Raw genomic sequence first — 17,830 nt, forward strand, 5'->3', positions numbered from 1 at the left:
AAAAAATATTTTAAAATTCAATGTTTTTTTTCGTGAAACATAAGGTTAATCAACCAAAACAGCCCTCAATTTTAAAGTAAAAGCGACAACCTTTAAATGCATTTTAATTATGATTAACGAAAACATTAAAATTGTACTCTTCAGTAAAATTGGAAACCTTATAAAAATTAAAAAAGGTTTAGTTTTTATATCTACACTTTCTTATAGTATAAGAATTCTATTATCTCTGTATTTGAATATCGAAACTAAAGCATATTTAGGTATGATCGTTAAGATTTTGTAGCTATTCAGATATAAAGAGTTGTGGCAAATTCGTGGCACTTTTGTAAAATATTTTAAAAATCAATTGATTTTCAATAACTTAAAACACAAGGTTCTAATCCATCACTCTCCACAATAAAGCAGAAAAAACCTACTGATTCCAGTAGTTTTTTTATTTACGGAAAATAATCCATATTTATTTGATTCACAGGAAATTTGCAACTTAGAGACAGCTACTATTGGTTATAGAGGTTTTAAACCCTATCTACCCTACCCACAAGCATCAAAAGACTAAAAATCAATAACTTTCAGTTTTTTTTAAAAAAAAAGTAAAATGGAGCGTATCAAAATGACCTAATTTACAGCATTCGATACAGCAGTGATAAAGATATCAAAAATTTGCTACTATTAAAAGTGTTAAATCTTAACGAAACCAATCCAAAATTTCTATCTTTGTGGTCTGTTATACTATATCTAACATATTATCTGCGTCTTACTCGAAAGACGAACTCAAAAAAGAGTGTTTAATGCATTAAATCTTTGATTTTTAATGCATAGAAATTATATCAACTTATTTTTTTAATCATAAATAAAACAAACGATTCTCAAATCGATTGCCCTACCACTTTTTGCAGTGTATTCTAACATTTCAAAATGATGATAATACGACAACAAAACAATGAATAGTAAACAGTTAATAAGTAGAAATATAGAGATATTTTATAATAAGGCATCCGAAGAAACTCGCCTTAACAAAGGAATGGGGGTATTTGAGTTTGAAAGAATTAAATCACTTATAGAAAAGTATATCTCAACTTCACCATTAAAAATAGTAGATATTGGTGGGGGTACAGGAAAGTATTCGGAATGGCTTGCCAAAAAAGGACATCAAGTTCATTTAGTAGAACCAGTCCCAAAACATATAGAAATAGCCCAAAAAAGAGCGAATAGATTAAAGAATACCTTTTCTGTTCACTTAGGAGAGGCCCGAAAATTAGAATTTCCAAATAGTTTTGCAGACCTAATAATACTTCATGGTCCTCTTTATCACCTCCAACGAAAGGAGGATAGAGACTTAGCTATTTGCGAAGCTAAACGTATTTTAAAAAATAATGGGATTATTTTGGGGTTTGCCATTAATTATACAGCATCAACTTTAGTTGGTCTTTTAAATGGCTTAATTCATAGTAAGTCATTTTTTGAAATGTGTAAAGAAGAATTAACAACGGGCAAACATAATCCGTCTGATGATTTTCCATGGCTTTTAGCTGAAGCATTTTACCATAAACCGGAACAATTAAGGAACGAATTTACAGACCAAGAATTAAAACACTTAAATACTTATGCGGTTGAGGGTATGGTATGGCTGGATAAAGATTTTTATGCCAGTATGCTAACCGATAAAAAGCGAAAGACATTGATAGAACTTATCCAAATCACTGAAAATGAAAGCTATCTTCTTCCATTCAGTCCACATATGATGATAGCTGTTCAAAAACAACATAACTATGGGAAATAAAGAAAAATATTATAAAGTATTAATAGAAAATGATGGTCAGCTAAATGAAATCGACCTCGGGGAAAGAATAGGACTTAGCGAAGATGAAACAAACGAAATAATTGTACAGCTTCTATCCGAATACAAAATCGAATATGTAGAAAATAAAGTTTGCAATTACAGCCAAATGAAAAGAGTTAAAAAAAGAATAACAGCAGAAAATGATGGCTCAAAATCAATTTTTAGATTGATGTAATGGAAAATTTCGCAATGAAACATTGACAAAACTGGAAATGACAATCAGCGAATTGGAGATTGAAGCTGATTACTCTATACAACGGATAGAAGCAGCTATAAATTTGATTTTAGAATGCCTTGGCAAATGAGCAAAAAGAGGACAACATCAAATAATACTGTCCTCTTTTTGGTAATTACATGTGTTTATAACGCTTTAAAAGCTTCATTATCCAGTTATGGTGCTACATTTGAAAATATTGTAAAAGAAAATTTACATACAACAGATATTGAAACCATGAAGAAATACAACTACGTTAGAAAGTGATTTTACAAAGGAGACTTTCCAGCCACCGCATGGGTACAAATAGAACGACTATATGCGCCGAAAGCAAAATTGGAAGTTGAATTGATTGCACACTTACCAAAATAATTTGATAGTTTTCCCTGCCACAAATATTATAAGAACTATAATTTCAAGACATTGTCCTTCTAATTTCCGCTATCTACGGGAATAAAAAAATCACCACCATATTATAGTTAAAATTTGTTAATCTCAACTATAATGCAATAATTATTTTTGACATTTGCTTTACAACATAAAAATATTATTAATATGAAAAATTTAAAAAAACTTGAAAAAGCAGAATTAAAAACAATTGTTGGAGGAGGAGATTGTATTAGGCTATGTTTTGTAAATGATAAATTAACATGTGTTCCATATAAATCATGTGGTGGTCCTGCACTAGAACCTTAAAAATTAAAAAGCTGTGTTTCAAAAAATATTTAAGAAACTACAGAAAGCAATAATTAAACTAAAATTAAAGGGATCTGTTAGCCTCTCGCTTTCTTGCTATAGAGACAACAGACCCTTTTCTCATAAATACCATACAGTCGTCCACAGAGAATCATTACACTCCTACCAAGTTCCTAAAACCTAGTTATAATTTCCAGAACTTAAGCAAACTACAAGAAACTGTTTAACAGAAATAATACTCTGAAAACTAATAATGAAAATGTAATTAACAGAATAAAGAAACTAATAAATTATGCGAATAGCTTTTACAGGTTCACATAGAGTCGGAAAAACGACTTTAGCAGAAGAGATTGTGGATAGTTTGCCTAACTATGAATTCAGGAATGAACCTTATCTACAACTTGAGGAGGAAGGATATTTATTCTCAGAAATCCCTTCATTGGATGATTATATAGAACAATTCAACTTTTCTGTAGAACAAATACAACACAGTGAAGGCAATATAATTTTTGACAGGTGTCCGTTAGATCTATTGGCCTACATTGATGTGATAAGCAAAACAAAAAATATATCAGCTCTTTACGAAGAAATGCGCTCCGCAATTTCCAAGCTGGACCTCTTAATTTTTGTTCCCATAGAAAAAGTAGATATAATAATATGTCCGGAATCAGACTTACCTAATCTAAGACACAAGGTAAATGATATTTTAGAGGATTGGATTGGAGACTTCAGCACTGAAATTTTAGAAGTAACCGGAACTTTAGAAAACAGAAAAAAGCAAGTATTGGACAAAATAATAAATTTAGAAAGGCTCTGATCCCAAAAGCTAGAATTTATACTTCCCCTTTTTGATGTCTCTTTTAAAGATCATCAAATTTGATTTTGCTGTCATTGAACCAAGCTCAGCTCCTTTTTTGTACAATTCATAGCTTTTCTTCAAATCTTGTGGAACTCCTTCTCCTCTTTCATAAAAATCAGCCAGATTATTGTAAGCTTCTGCATACCCTCCTTTTGCTGATTTTGAATACCAATAAATACATTTCTCAGGATTATATTGGGAATTATTGAAGGCCATAAATGACATTGTGTCAAACAATTGAGCATAACAATATTGTGCCTCTTTATTGCCTGAATAAGCGCTTTTTCTTATTAATTCCGAATATGTACAATAAAGTTCTATTCTTTCCTCATATGAGAGCACAGATGGATATTCAGTAATTTTTAATCCAATAGATTTGGCTGTTTCCAATTGTTTTTTCCCTTTCATATTCAGTTAGATGACTTTATATTTCTTATCCATTTAATAGCATAGTTAACAGGTTCATCAGAGCCTGAGAATGCAGTATTGTGTCCTAATTCCGGATACAATTTATATTCATAATTTTTGTTCCTAGACTTTAAAGAATTCAGATATTCAATAGATAAGTTCACAGGGACCTGTATATCTTTTCCTCCAAAAATCCATAATCCTGGAATTGATAATTTAGAAAGGGATTCTCGGGGGTTTGTGTCTATGAACTCATATTTATCAGGATCATTCATGATATGCTTCCGTGCATCTTCTTCTGAATGGGTATCCCAAAATTTTGAATTTCCATTGGTGTAAAACTGAAAACGAAGCTGTTTTTTGACGGTTATAAGTGCTCCGCTAAATATGGTCATAAATTTAATGTTCTTATTTTTTCCGGCAGCTAAAGGAATGATCCAGCCAGCCTGGCTACCTCCCATCAATCCAATCAATATCTTATCATTTAACAAATGTTGAGACAATACATTCACCGCGGCGCTTACGTCTGATGACAAAAGATTGAGATTTAGAGAATCTACATTATTAGTCCCTACTTCCGGTCCCGCATAAGTACCTCCTGATTCACCTACTCCCCTTTTATCAAACGTAAAAACAGCAATCCCATTTTTAGCCAAAAGTGTTGCCAATTCTATCATCCTTTTTTCTTGTCCGGACCCATGAACAAGAACAACAGCTGAAGAAATATTGTCGGGTTTAAAAAGGGTTCCAGCAAGCGAATCTCCTTCACTAAAAAACTTTACGTTTTTAACGGTAACATTCGATGGCATTGCTAATGCCGGACTGTAAATGAAGAAAAAGGATATTACAAGAGTAATCATCAGGAACTGCCTGGAAAATAAGCGATTTTTAAAAACACTCAATGCCTTAAGAATATTTAGTTTCATGTTTAGTTTATACTTTTTTATGAAGTAAAAAATAAAGCCTACAGGGTTATTTTGCAAACTTTTTTATAATACCTAAATCTACAAAAAGTTTTGTGCTTTTTTATTTATTGACAACAATTCCACATTTCATAAAACCATTTGTATAACTCTTACAGTTTGGACATAATTATACTCAGCACTTTCGAGATCATAATATCTAAAACGATTATAAGCCAACCCCGTCTCTGCATCTACATACTACCTTTGATATAAAAAAGGAACAAACTCATTATTTCCATTTCTTAAAGAACCATATGCATCCAATTCCCTTTCCAAAACCAAAGAACCAGTATGATCTGGATGTTCCTAATTAATCGCTGATGATACTGAACTGCTCTTCGCCAACATAGCACATTTCAAAAATTGAAATAATATCTATATAATAATTATTTTTTATTTCATACGATTCAATCGCCTCTAATCAGTTAGTCCTTATTTTCAGAATAAAAATCTTTAAAATAAAACCAAAGTAAGAGTTTTACTTTGGTTGCAATATTTATTTTTTCTAATGTTTTCAATATGTTGAAGTCAATCTATTCAACTCCATCCCAATCCAGTTGTTCTGCATTTACCCATTTTATGGATGTTGATTTTTGTTTTGGATGTTCAAAAAACTCATTGATTACTAACCATGCTGTATCTGCATCTAATAAAGATCCAAGTGGAATCATATTTTCATCACCTGCATCAATAATTTGATTTATTGAATCAGGATTTCCAATACTATAATAACTAGGCTCTGAACTTGAATTTGGGATATTGTCATCATATCTAAGAGAAAATTTTCCATTTACGGCAACAAAAAATAGGGTAATATCTCCACCCTCTTCATTCTTATATTCAAAATATCCTGAATTGGAATATTCATTTATATTTGCCTCATAATCTAAAAAGTAAGGCTTATAATCATTGATATTTGAATCAGATTTAAAATCTTCAATTAAAAATTGTGCTCCAATCATATTTATTAATTTATTTTAGTGTAAATGTAATTTTTTACCACTTTTATCTATTATTTCCAGTTCTTTAATACCCAAAGCTTTCATTACACCAGGTAGATATTTTTGACAGTTTGGACAGGTAGCCCTATCCACATATAAAGTCATTTTACTTGGTAACTCTCCAAATTTGGAATGCGCACTCATTAATGAATATGCTTCTGCATGGAAGAATACCTGACTTTTACCAGCACCCAACCCAATTTTGTCTCTCCATGCTCTTGAAAGATCCTTGTCACCATCTCCAAGTAAAGAAGAATTTATACCAAATATTTTCTCACCATTAACTTTAACAAATGCTACAGTACCTTTTCCATCACCTATTTTAGGAATTGAGTTCCCTAAAACTGGCATTCCATTTTGATCCCTGAAAAAGTCTATTGCATCCCATGCTGTACCTGCAAGCCCAAATAAGTCTACATAAGTTCCAATATCTTTTACATAACCATAAAGATTATCTTGTCCTGACAGAAGCCCTATGGGATCCTGGCTTATATAATTTCCCGCTTCACTATCATAATATCTAAAACGGTTATAAGCCAAACCTGTCTCCGCATCTACATACTGCCCTTGATATAAAAAAGGAACAAACTCATTATTTCCTTTTCTTAAAGAACCATATACATCCAATTCCCTTTCCCAAACTAAAGAACCAGTATGGTCATAAGCATGGGTTGGTGTTCCTAAATAATCACTGATGATACTGAACTGCTCTTCACCAACGAATTTACCACAAGGAACAAAGCTTCCCTCCTGATATAACCTTTATATTAAAAAGCAAGCCGAAAGCTTGCTTTTTAATATTTTGAAATGATTACATTATTCTATACAGTGACCAAATATTCATTATTTAAAAAAACTAATTCTTCATCATATTGATTATCATAAACAAATGGAAAACCTTTGGTTTTATAAATATAAACATCTGCAAACTTAGTAACAAGATCATCTACTAAATTTTTACTATTGAAAACCAATGAATTTCTATAGGAAAACTCTATTAAAACAAAGATATTTTTATCCAATATCAGAGTAAAACTTTTTTTTTAGAAGAGTCAAAAGAATCAAAAAGAGTAATATCGTCTCTTAAAGGAATGCTCTTTCTTTGTATAAAGCTTCTTGGGAAACTTACAAATCATTCATTTAATGAAGTCACTAGTATTAATATTCTTGATATGTTATAGAATTCATTGCATTAGAATCTCTGAACCTATTTCTATCTGCAAAGCCAAAGTCTTGTGGTGTCCCTAACTCTGTCATGAGTTTAATCTGAGCCTCTACCTCATTATTAACAATTGGTAAATCCATATTATTAATAATGAAACCTAATTCATTGGAAGCTACAATAAGTGCAATTACCTCAATTGGAGAGTTTCCCGCATATTCACCATACCTTTCCTCATTATTGACAATTCCTTTATAAATAGTATCAAAACGATAAATTAGTTGATTAATACATAATTCCGGGAGTTCATCATCACTATATTCATCATAATTACTCTGAAGAATACTTTTAGGATTTATAATTTCACCTGTTTCCTCATCCATTACAAATGGATAATTTTGTTCAAAAATTTGTTTAAATTTTTCTATTTGAATATTCCCTGTTTCAATTATTTCCCAACAGCAATTCCACATTGTATTGAAGATTTGGTATTCTTCAATATAGTCATCTTGATATTGGATTAAAATTTCAAATGGATAAGTAATATTCCATAAGTTCCAGAACAAAACATTTTCTTTTAAAATATTTTGATATTCACTTTGTACTAAATTTTGATATTCTTTATAATTCATTAATGATGATTAAAATGAGTTTTACAATTTGAACACATTTCATTTTTTTGTTTTGCAGCCCAAGATATTCCCCATTTTTTCACTTCTGCTCCTTCTGGTAAATTTCTCTCTATTATTCGTTCAGCATGATTAGCTAAGTTATCACCTTTTATACGTGGGTTTGGTTTCCTACGAGGAACTGTTATTATATTCTCCTCAGGAACTCCAAGGTCTTTTAACTTTTGTATTTGTTCTGGAGTAAAATTCTTTTCACCACTTCTAGCTGCATAAAGTGTGCTTTTCCCATTTACTTCAACTTCAGCTATAGATACAGTACTTCTTGTTTTTGCAATTTCGTCACGTGATAAATCATGTACCTGTCTAGCTAAACTCGCTAATTCTTCGTTTATCTCTCCAATTGGATTTAAACCAAAAATATCAATTGCACAATTGGAATTGCAAACATAAGCATACAAATTATCTTCACCACTTAATAGGCCAATTGGATCCTGACTTATATAGCTCCCTGACTCATTATCATAATATCTAAAACGATTATAAGCCAACCCCGTCTCTGCATCTACATACTGCCCTTGATATAAAAAAGGAACAAAATCATTATTTCCTTTTCTTAAAGAACCATATACATCCAATTCCCTTTCCCAAACCAACGAACCATTGTTATCATAAGCATGAGTGGGGGTACCTAAATAATCGCTGATGATACTGAACTGCTCTTCACCAACAATTTTACCACAAGGAACAAAGCTTCCGTCCTGGTAGAGCCAAGTTATTACATTTTCTGCAGATTCTGCAACCTCCTGTACATTATTTTCTTCATCAATAATCAGTTCCGGTGGGAAGCGGCCTTCATATTCCCATTCATGAAGAGGTACATTGCCATCCCACAGCCAGCGGGTTACTTTATTTTTATATTCTTTGGCAATACGTCTTCCTAAAGGATCATAGGAGAAGTTTACTTCACCGCCTTTTGGTAATACTACCCTGGCCAGCATTCCGTTGCCTTTCCATTCATATTGCCAGCCGACACCACTGCCCATAAGGCTGATGCCGTATTTATGTTCTATGGTAGAAGCTGATATAACGGCCTGTTGGGTACTTTTTCTGAATTCCTTAAAGATCAGGTTTCCTTCGGCGTCATAATAATAGTTGTAACGCAGATCTTTCAGAAGTTTTCCTCCTGCACCATAAGTACGGTCTGTATGGTCAGGAGTTTCAAACAGGTTACCAATAGCATCAGGAGCCTTGTAAATGGTTTCTGTTTCTTTACGGTTATGGTAGGTACCACTTACCAGATTATCCCAGGCATCATAACTGAAGGTTGCACTTGCTCCCGTCACTTCATTGAGGGTTTTCAGCAATCGGTTGGCTGTCCCCCACAAATAACGGGTTCTGTTTTGTTCTACATTATGGCTGCTGATACTTCTTCGTACTACCCTTCCAAGCTGGTCATGTTCTGTAATCTGACTGATTCCTCCGGTCAGTTCCCTTTGTATTTCCAGTCCTGTGGCGTCATACTTCCATTGAGCTTTCCAGTTTCCGGTTTCCATTTCAGTTAATTGCCCAAAATGGTCATACTGGCTGGTAATATCAGCTCCCAATGAGCTTTGTACTGATAAAGTATTCGCTTCTTTATCAAATTCTTTGCTTACCCAGTGTTGCCCCTGTTGCTCCTTAAGGATACGTCCATCCTTTCCTCTCTGAATCTTCAGATGGATGTCCTGGTTTAAAGCGCCTATTAAGAAACCGTCTTTGTTATAAGTATATCCTGCAAATGACAGGTCGCTATGCTGTTCTTTAATGACATTTCCTGTACCATTATAATCGTATTCCGTCCAACGGTTATCAGGGCGGATAACTTTTTTCACCCTGCCTATAGGATCACGCTCATACTGTCTGTGTAATCCGTCAAATCCCCATTCACTGATCACATCGCCTACTCCATCCAAGGCAAAGCGGTAGACTTCTCCTTTTTCATTGCTGATGCTTTTCAGTTGTAATTCGGTGTCATAACCAAATTTCACAGTACGCTCATTTTGGGTTCTGCTCAGCAGAATCCCTAAGCTTCCGTATCTGAACCGTACATCATGCAGATCATCTTTTGCATGCACAATATTATAGGAAGTATCATATTCAAAATAATGTTCGTTGCCGTCCGGTTCTTTTAAATAAATAACGTTTCCGGCATCATCATATTTATACCAGGTAATGTTGCCACGTGGATCTTTTTCACTGATCTCATTGCCCTGCTCATCATATTCCCATTTGCTGTAAGTATCATTCGGATAGGTGATCTGAACGAGATGATGAGCTTTGTCATAAAAGAAGTGAACAGCCCGCTTTTTATCATCGGTAATTTTTCGGAGATGCATTCCTTCATATTCGTAGTAGAGCTTTTCACCGGAAGGAAGTTTTTTGGAAATAATCCTGCTCAATTCATCATAGGTCCATTCCAGTTCTGCCCCACCGGGACTTGTGACCTTGATCAGATCAAAGGAATCGTCATATTGAAAAACAGTCTGCTCATTATTTTCATTTTCAATGGATTTCAACAGTCCATTTTCTGTGTACAGGTATTTCCGTGTAAGCCCTTCGGCATTTACAATCAGTTCGAGCTCCTGAAATCTGTTATATTTCTGGTGGGTAACCCCTCCGTTTTCATCGATGATCTTATAAATCAGTTTACTTTCATCAAAAAAGTATTCTGCTGTGAATCCCAGACTATTTTTTGTAACCGTACGTCCCGGTTCATATTCTGTAAAATATTCCAGAATTCCGCCGTCACCCCAGGTGTGAATACATTTGGCATCATCGCCTTTTCCATCATATTCCCAATAGAAGTTCTGTCCTGTCTGGTTAGTAAGTTGTACCAGCAAATGACCATCATAATAAAAATGTTTCTCAGCACCGATCACATCTTTATTTCGGATCATATTCCCCAGCTCATCATATCGATACTGAATGTAGGTAATTTCCCTGTTCTCAGCTACAGTATACAAACGGGTAATCCGATAATGCTGATCACTTTCTACCCTGATGATCCTGCCTGTACTGTCTGTAATCTTCTGCAGACAGCCATTGGAATGATAATCAAATGACAAACTGAATCCATCTGCCGTAGCTATTGAGGAAAGCATACGATAGCCTTCTCTGTTTAACCCGCCATTAAAGCGATAATGTAGTTTATCGGAATCAATCAGTAAATATCCTTTTTCGTCTTTCGTAAAAGTAAGCTGCTCTTTTCTGTTAAAGTATTTTTCTCCGGTATCCAATAAAGGGACAACAGTTTCACGCCCATCTGACAGCCGTAAAGAGGCAAAATCATTTCCAAGGTCATACAATCCCATATTATAACTGTGATGCCAGTTATACCCTAAAGGTCCATTAGCCTCTGCATCACTGTAATAAGTACGCTGCCAGACGAAAGGAATCGGTCCTGATAATTTAATATCGGTATTGGTTGAATATACTCTTCCTGTAGCCGCATCCACCGGTTCACCAAACAACCGGCACTTTACAGGCTGTAAAACACTGGCCAGCTTCTGATTCTTTGGTTTAATACCATCAATAACATCCTGGAATTTATCTCCTGTTTTCTTCCATAGTTTACCCATTCCTTTTAGCCCAAGGCTCATCGCCAGCTGAAAAAGATCTATGGTGGGTGGTCCGCCTGCCAATACAGGTTTCCCGGCAGAAGTTATGATGAGAAGCATTGAAGTAGGAGCCATCAGTGCCACTTTAGGTTTTGGTTTGGTAATCCTGAAGGGAGCAGGAATTCCTATAAGATTACAGGATAATGCAAGATGGAATTGGGTACTGCATGGTCCGCCATCGGCTAATACAGTACTGCTTCCTAAAAACATTTCGGAGCTTGCAATCGGTTTTACAATAGGAAATGGAATATGCAGGAATATTCCCGGTAAATGCTGAATTCCGGTTCCTGCGTTAGCTACCCATTGTCCATGAACCTGAACAGAGGGTTTCATTCCATTGACTATTGCTGTACAAACAGAAGCAAAACTGGTTGGTGGTGCCGATCCGTCTGCAGGAGGCGCAGGTGGTTCCGGCAATACACTTGAAATGGCATTCATGATAGCACTCATGATATCAAAAACCATCCCGATGTGCGGTACAGGCAACAAAGGTGATGGTGGAAATATTGTTTCATGGAAATCTATCCCAATAGCCAGGTCGAAATATTTACCTACCGGCATTCCCGGTATGGCCGGAAGAATACTGGCCATATCCTTCTGTAAATGATCTAATTTATTTTTGGCTTCACCAAACAGTTCCCCAAAGCCCTTTCTTGGAGCCGGAGCAGTTGCTACTTTTCCTATTATATCTGACATGGGATATTATTTAAATTTTGATAATTGTTTGTCTAAAATTGATGGGTTTGTTTTTAATGACGCTGAATCTACCCCAGCCTGTGCCAATAATATTTCCCAGTCGTCTCCCAACCAATCTGCCAATTGCAGCTTTATTTCGTTTACTTCAGCAGCTGTTTTAATTTTTTCACCCAGGTAAAGGCACATAAAAGCTGCATGTAAAAACGTAGATTGTCTTCTCACATCAATTTCAAGATAAGCTCCTGCGGCTAAAGAGAAAAGGATATTTTCAAAGGCTTTAGCCAGTTCATTTTTCTCATAATAGATATGGGATATCAATCGGTTAGCTTCCATCACATAATACGCATCCTGTCTTTTGGATGCTTTTTCAGACAACTCTTCATAGATCTTCAGAGCACCATTCTTATCTTTATTTCCAAATAGCAGAGCTGCTTTCAGTAACATACAGGATTTCCATACCGGATAACCCGTTGCATCATCTTTTTCCATTGCTTTTGATGATTCTTCAAGTGCCTTATCTGTATATTCTTCACTTTTTTTAACTTTCTGTAAGGAAAAATAGGCCTGAGCAGCCACTAATAATCCTGCAATTTTTGACGAAACAATTCCTATTTCCTTGGTTATATCAAGCAGACGTTTTACTTCAATATCGGTCCTGTTCTGAGTTTTTTGTGTTGTAGAATCCATAACCACAATGACCTGTTTCCTGAATCTTGCATCAGGATCTACCGAATTGTAATTATCACTGGCTTTATACATTTCATTTTTAATAGCTTCAGTCATTTTAAGCTTCGGATACAAATAATGATACAATGACTCGTTATCTTTCTTTCCCTGAAGCTGAATACGTCTTTCCTCCGCAAGATCCATAGAAACTAAACGCAGGTTATCAGGAAGATGTTCTACAACCTGCTGAAACCACTGTGCTATATTCATTTTGGTCTGTACTGCCAATGGAAAATAAAGACAGAAACAGAACTGTTCATTTTGATCCTTTATACTGGCCCTTAACCGTTCAAGTTCACCAAATAGATTTATAGCGTTGGGGACTAATGACTCATCCGGAACAAAAGGTTCCGTTATAAAGTTGTTTTCCCATAATGCCCGATGAATGTCTTTATCTTTTTGAGAATGTGGAGTAAACCATGAGAGAAATTCATTCCATAACTGTTCTTCAAATAATGGTCTGTCTCCCTTATATTCTGTTTCAAAACGGAAAAAAATATCGTTTGATTCACCAACAGGAGATTGTTCAATCTGCATGAATTTATCGATCATTTCTACATCAGCATATTGTGCTACCCAAACAGCCAGTTTCCAGTTTGTTTTTTGTTCAGCAGCAAGCCATAGATCCCGGATTTTATAATATTCCTGGGCAATTGATGAAGTTTCCATACTATTATGAATTTAACTTAACCAGACCTCCCGTTATGATTGTTTCTCCTGATCCATCCATGGATACCTTAGTACCACTAATGCTGGTATCTTTCCCGGTAATTTGTACTTCTTTACTGCCGGAAGTAGTAACAGTTACTCCGGAAAGTGCTGCCACATTGGCTTCTGAACTTAATTCTATTCCAGCTTTACCACTTCCCATAGAAACAATAGTTTCACCCGTAATATGAATATTTTTAGCCTGAATCGTAATAGTCTCATCATCGATTGTGATTGATGACTTTCCGTTATCCAGTGTCACTTTTTTACTGGCTACCGCAGAAATGGTATTGGTACCATCCACTGTGATAATATTTCCGCCGGTTCTGTCTGTAATTGTAATTCCGCCAGCATCGTTAAGGCTGATGGTATGGCCGCTTTTACTGCTCAGACTTTTGACATTATTGCCCTGACCGCCGCCGCCGCCGGCACCGCCATGAAACATTCCACCCATTACAAACGGTCGGTCGGGGTGCTGGTGTACAAAGTTGACAATAATATGATCATCTACTTCCGGAATAGCCATAAATCCCCGATTCTTACTTACTTTCTCACTGCTTCCGGCATCAGGTGTCATTACTCTGATAAATTCAGTGGTATTAGAGCCATTTTGCCAGTCAAACTGCACCTGTATACGGCCTTGATTTAAGGGATCTGTATTGGAAATTACTTTTGCAAACTGAGGTTCAGCTTTGGGACTGTTAAAATCTGGTCGTGGCATAAAACCTGTATCTGCTGCAATGGCTTCGAAAGAACCTGTATAATATCCTCTTGCATCTACTTCATGAGTAACTTCAGTCATCATCAGTTTTGTAAAATATGAGGTCTCATTGCTATCAGGCTTACGCATTTCAATATCTGCCGTACATCCCGGATACAAAAATGGGACTGAAGTGGTACCGGATGTTGTAAATACATTTACCGAATTGCTTCCGGCCGCACTTTTTTGAGAGGCATCAACATCAGTCATTTTTGCAGCTTTTATTGGTGCAACGCTCAATGATGGGGTGATAAATGTCTTTTCTGAAATTTCATAAGCCCTCTTCGCAATATCAGAAGTATGGCTGATCTTAGAATTACCGCCTGTTAGCTTTTCATTTTTGCTGCTGTTATATCCATAAAAAGATGGCTTCACGTGCTGTGCCTTCATTTTGATCTTTACATCAGCCACATTGCTGCCATAAGTAAGAGTTACCGGTTTCTGCTGCGGAGGAAGCTTTCCGAAATGAAGAACTTCACCGTCATAGAAAAACTGTTCTCCATAAGCTTCAGCAATTCTCGCCAGATAATTATAGTGGGTCTCATCATACTGAGAGCTGTAAGATACGTTTCCGTACTGTGAATCTACTCTGACATCAAATTTACTGCTTCCCAATCCTTCCTTCATTACCTGGTCAGCAATACTGTTCAGGCTGATTTCCTGTTTTCCTCCAAAACTCTGTGTATGGGGCGCAGAATCCAATAGAATCGTTGGGCTGTAGCCAGTTAAAATGACATTACCCAAACTTCCTTTATCCTGTCCAAAACCGACTTCTGTGATGACACCTACAAAGTTTCGTTCGGGGCTATTTTCAACATCCTTATATTTAAAAACGACAGTTACTCTTTTACCCAGAAAACTCTGTGCCTCTTCAAGGTTATGGTTTTCAGCGCTTCCTAAAGTGTCATGAGCCAGAACAAGATCAAACTGGTGGTGTTTGACAGCGCTTTGGGTAAGTTTAAAATTCTTGAAAAATTTAATTTCTTTACCTTCTACAAAAATTTCAAGTTTTACCACTCTGTTAATTCCTGCAATGGCACTTTCTGAAATACCTTCTGCATTGAAGATCTTTGAAGTGGGTTGTTTTGACCAAACTTTATCCTGCACTATGGTTGGAGAAGTAGGTATCAGAGGTTGGTTCATAAAACTCTGAGCAACACTGCCAGCAGTTTTAATATTTGATAGAGTCTTATTGGAAGTCGGGATATTCGTTGCTATCTCCTGGATATTATTTACTACATCTACTTTTTTTACTGAATCTGTTCCTTTTTTGGACAGGTTATTTTCTTCTTTAAACATGATGTGATCATTTTATCGGTTGTGATATATAGAAATTTTTACCTTCAGAGGCTGGACCATTCTGCTCAGGTAGACGGTCGGTAAGATACAATGGCCTCAATGCAAACTTACTTCCGGACTGTCTTTGAGGATAATTTTCAGAAAGAGTATCAAAAGGATCAATACTCAAGGCTGTTTAGCAGCAATTATTATTCAGGTGAATGCTGTTATTTTTCATTAAGTTTTTTTATTGATTTGGTTATGCAATATATCACCTTAAATATTCACATCAAAATGAATTAGCTGTTATTTTAAAAATTGTAGTAGAACTACGACTTTTTGATAATGAATAAGATAACATCATTTTTCGATTCATTGTTATAGAAGAACTTATAAGAGATTACGCAAAAGAAACACCCCTTATTTGGTATAGAAACAGAAATAATCCGGGCTGTTTTACAGTCTGAATTATCAGTAATTTAAATTCTTTAAAACTTATATTTTAACTACCCTATTATATCTGGAAAAAATGTTTACAATACATTTCTGTTATTGTCATAAAATTTCATTTATATATGGTTTTAAGGCTTTCCGGAAGATTATTTATTTCCTTAAAACATTAAAGCGGTATCTGTCATTTTGCTATCTGCAGTGATATCAACAGAGCAGCATAATGATTCTCCCCCATAAGAAAAGTTCATCATTCTGCTCCAGAATATTTTCTATACACCAGACAATAGCTTAAACATTGATACAGTCCATTAATTAAAATAATAGGTAGTAGCAAGATCTCCGTTAAAGTCTGGTTTGGCTTCCTGCTTTTTCGTGTTAAGTTCAAACAGCCTTTCCCCATTCTTATGGCCGGCACGTATTCTTAGTGAGAACCATCCGTTTTCCAGATTGAGCCTTATGCTGTTTTCATCGTTAATGGTTGAAATATCCTTTAAATAACCAATTCCTACCACTCTCAGTTCATTGTTGGAAGTCTGAAATATCCAGCCATCAGACTGAGCAGAAACTTCTTCGTTCCCAAGGATCCGATCTTCATTAGCCGAAATGCAGAATGAATAATAATCCTCTTCCACCCCTATCACAGGAATGGCAATTCCGGATCTTGTGATCTCATCTCCATGCTCATTTTCAACGAAATATTTCAGGATATTGTTTCCCGGCAGATTATGATCCTGCAGATATTGAGCTAAAAGTTCCGGACTGTATATCACAAAGCCTTTAAGTTCTGAAAATATTTTCTTCATATTATTTTTTATTAGATTGTTTTAAAATATTGTTTGCCGAATCCTGTCACCTCAACTCTTTTTCTATTAAAAACTGATGGACTAATTGCTGATGTTTCCACAACCTCCACTTTATGGTGAGCATCAATCCAATTCGGCTCTTGAAAATAGATCTCTTATTAAGGCTTCATCTTCGCAGGCTTTTTTAAAATCCAGAATAAAGTCCTTCAAATTATCTCCTTCAGAAGAATAGGCACAGAACATTCCTCCTTCCGGATCAAACCGTATACTTTTGCTTAGATCCGGTCTTTTCTCAGTAAGAAAAATCTGAGCTAAAGATCCCCAGTCGTAACCGTTTCCTTCAAAACCTTCGTCTGCCCTGGAGGTAAAGACTTCCTGTTTATAACTTCCTGCTTCCAGACAAACTGAAAAGCTGTTATCATGTTCTACCCAGAAAAAAGGTTTAATTGTTTCTTTAAAATGATTAATGTCCATATTGTTCAAGTTTGTTAATTTCCTTCCGGTACCGTAATTCTTATAATAATTTGATATGTTATTTCTGCTCTTTTTTAGCATCAGAGAATACCTCCGAAACCTAAAGCTTCAGAAATAATTTGATATTAATAAGTCAAAAAAGAGTAATAGTCAGCAGATAAGAATAGTATTCCGGTAAAAACGGTGATATTCGCCATCATGATACCGTTCGAAACTGTATAATTAGTTAACTGCTGTGGATCAGAAAATGCTTTAACCGCTTTTGTTCTTCTCCTTTTCTGAATGTTAAGATTCCTCTCTGGCTGTTGTCATAATCGTAAATTTTAATCGTTAATAATATTTTGTTATTGAGTGATGGTAAAACAAATATAAAACGCTTATTTATATTCAAAAAATTTTAAGCCCTTAATCTGAAAATTTGTAGTAGTTCTACGACTTTTTAACAATAATTCCATTATTATGGATATAAAAAAAATCGGTAACATCCTTTTTTTCAAAACAA

Annotated in this window: 15 protein-coding genes; 4 read left to right on the plus strand and 11 right to left on the minus strand. The window is 35.2% G+C overall.

Features of this window, described 5'->3' with window-relative positions:
- The first annotated feature begins 940 nt into the window (after positions 1-940).
- The 4 genes from WH267_RS19345 to WH267_RS19360 all read left to right on the plus strand — a co-directional run bounded on the left by WH267_RS19345 (position 941) and on the right by WH267_RS19360 (position 3,567).
- Positions 941-1,780: a class I SAM-dependent methyltransferase gene (locus WH267_RS19345; protein WP_340010369.1), complete on the plus strand. Its 840-nt coding sequence runs from the start codon at positions 941-943 to the stop codon at positions 1,778-1,780.
- Complete coding sequence (locus WH267_RS19350) at positions 1,770-2,015, plus strand: hypothetical protein (protein WP_340010370.1); 246 nt, start codon at positions 1,770-1,772, stop codon at positions 2,013-2,015. The genes WH267_RS19345 and WH267_RS19350 overlap by 11 nt, the downstream gene beginning before the upstream one ends.
- Positions 2,016-2,609: 594 nt before the next feature.
- Entirely contained in the window at positions 2,610-2,750 is a 141-nt protein-coding gene (locus WH267_RS19355) for a bacteriocin-like protein (protein ID WP_185018804.1), read from the plus strand.
- Between the two features lie 292 nt (positions 2,751-3,042).
- The gene (locus WH267_RS19360; protein ID WP_340010372.1) at positions 3,043-3,567 is read left to right on the plus strand and encodes an AAA family ATPase; all 525 of its coding nucleotides are present in this window, start codon (positions 3,043-3,045) and stop codon (positions 3,565-3,567) included.
- A gap of 9 nt (positions 3,568-3,576) precedes the next feature.
- Here the strand turns inward: WH267_RS19360 and WH267_RS19365 are convergent, their stop codons facing one another.
- From WH267_RS19365 to WH267_RS19410, 11 genes are all read right to left on the minus strand, one after another.
- Positions 3,577-4,017 (minus strand): tetratricopeptide repeat protein, encoded by a 441-nt coding sequence (locus WH267_RS19365; protein ID WP_123319487.1) that lies wholly within the window; start codon positions 4,015-4,017, stop codon positions 3,577-3,579.
- A 2-nt stretch (positions 4,018-4,019) separates the two neighbouring features.
- Positions 4,020-4,943, minus strand: coding sequence for an alpha/beta hydrolase family protein (locus WH267_RS19370; RefSeq protein ID WP_340010373.1), 924 nt, complete (start codon positions 4,941-4,943; stop codon positions 4,020-4,022).
- Between the two features lie 572 nt (positions 4,944-5,515).
- Positions 5,516-5,944, minus strand: a complete 429-nt coding sequence (locus WH267_RS19375) for a hypothetical protein (protein ID WP_115973238.1) — start codon at positions 5,942-5,944, stop codon at positions 5,516-5,518.
- 15 nt (positions 5,945-5,959) lie between these two features.
- Positions 5,960-6,610: an RHS repeat domain-containing protein gene (locus WH267_RS19380; protein ID WP_340010375.1), complete on the minus strand. Its 651-nt coding sequence runs from the start codon at positions 6,608-6,610 to the stop codon at positions 5,960-5,962.
- A 194-nt stretch (positions 6,611-6,804) separates the two neighbouring features.
- A complete protein-coding gene (locus tag WH267_RS25200) occupies positions 6,805-7,005 on the minus strand; it encodes an Imm43 family immunity protein (RefSeq protein ID WP_115973244.1) in 201 nt (66 codons plus the stop codon).
- 136 nt (positions 7,006-7,141) lie between these two features.
- Positions 7,142-7,777, minus strand: coding sequence for a hypothetical protein (locus WH267_RS19385; protein WP_115973245.1), 636 nt, complete (start codon positions 7,775-7,777; stop codon positions 7,142-7,144).
- On the minus strand, positions 7,777-12,126 hold the full coding sequence (locus tag WH267_RS19390) for a DUF6531 domain-containing protein (protein WP_340010376.1): 4,350 nt from the start codon (positions 12,124-12,126) through the stop codon (positions 7,777-7,779). Before WH267_RS19390 ends, WH267_RS19385 begins: the two co-directional genes overlap by 1 nt.
- A gap of 6 nt (positions 12,127-12,132) precedes the next feature.
- Positions 12,133-13,521: a hypothetical protein gene (locus WH267_RS19395; protein WP_340010378.1), complete on the minus strand. Its 1,389-nt coding sequence runs from the start codon at positions 13,519-13,521 to the stop codon at positions 12,133-12,135.
- A 4-nt stretch (positions 13,522-13,525) separates the two neighbouring features.
- Positions 13,526-15,619: a type VI secretion system Vgr family protein gene (locus WH267_RS19400; RefSeq protein WP_340010380.1), complete on the minus strand. Its 2,094-nt coding sequence runs from the start codon at positions 15,617-15,619 to the stop codon at positions 13,526-13,528.
- Positions 15,620-16,359: 740 nt separating this feature from the next.
- Complete coding sequence (locus WH267_RS19405) at positions 16,360-16,854, minus strand: hypothetical protein (RefSeq protein ID WP_115973249.1); 495 nt, start codon at positions 16,852-16,854, stop codon at positions 16,360-16,362.
- A gap of 123 nt (positions 16,855-16,977) precedes the next feature.
- Positions 16,978-17,328 (minus strand): immunity 51 family protein, encoded by a 351-nt coding sequence (locus WH267_RS19410; RefSeq protein WP_123320102.1) that lies wholly within the window; start codon positions 17,326-17,328, stop codon positions 16,978-16,980.
- Positions 17,329-17,830: the final 502 nt, after the last annotated feature.

The sequence above is a fragment of the Chryseobacterium sp. MYb328 genome (assembly GCF_037572595.1).
In the GTDB taxonomy this organism is placed as follows: domain Bacteria; phylum Bacteroidota; class Bacteroidia; order Flavobacteriales; family Weeksellaceae; genus Chryseobacterium; species Chryseobacterium pennae.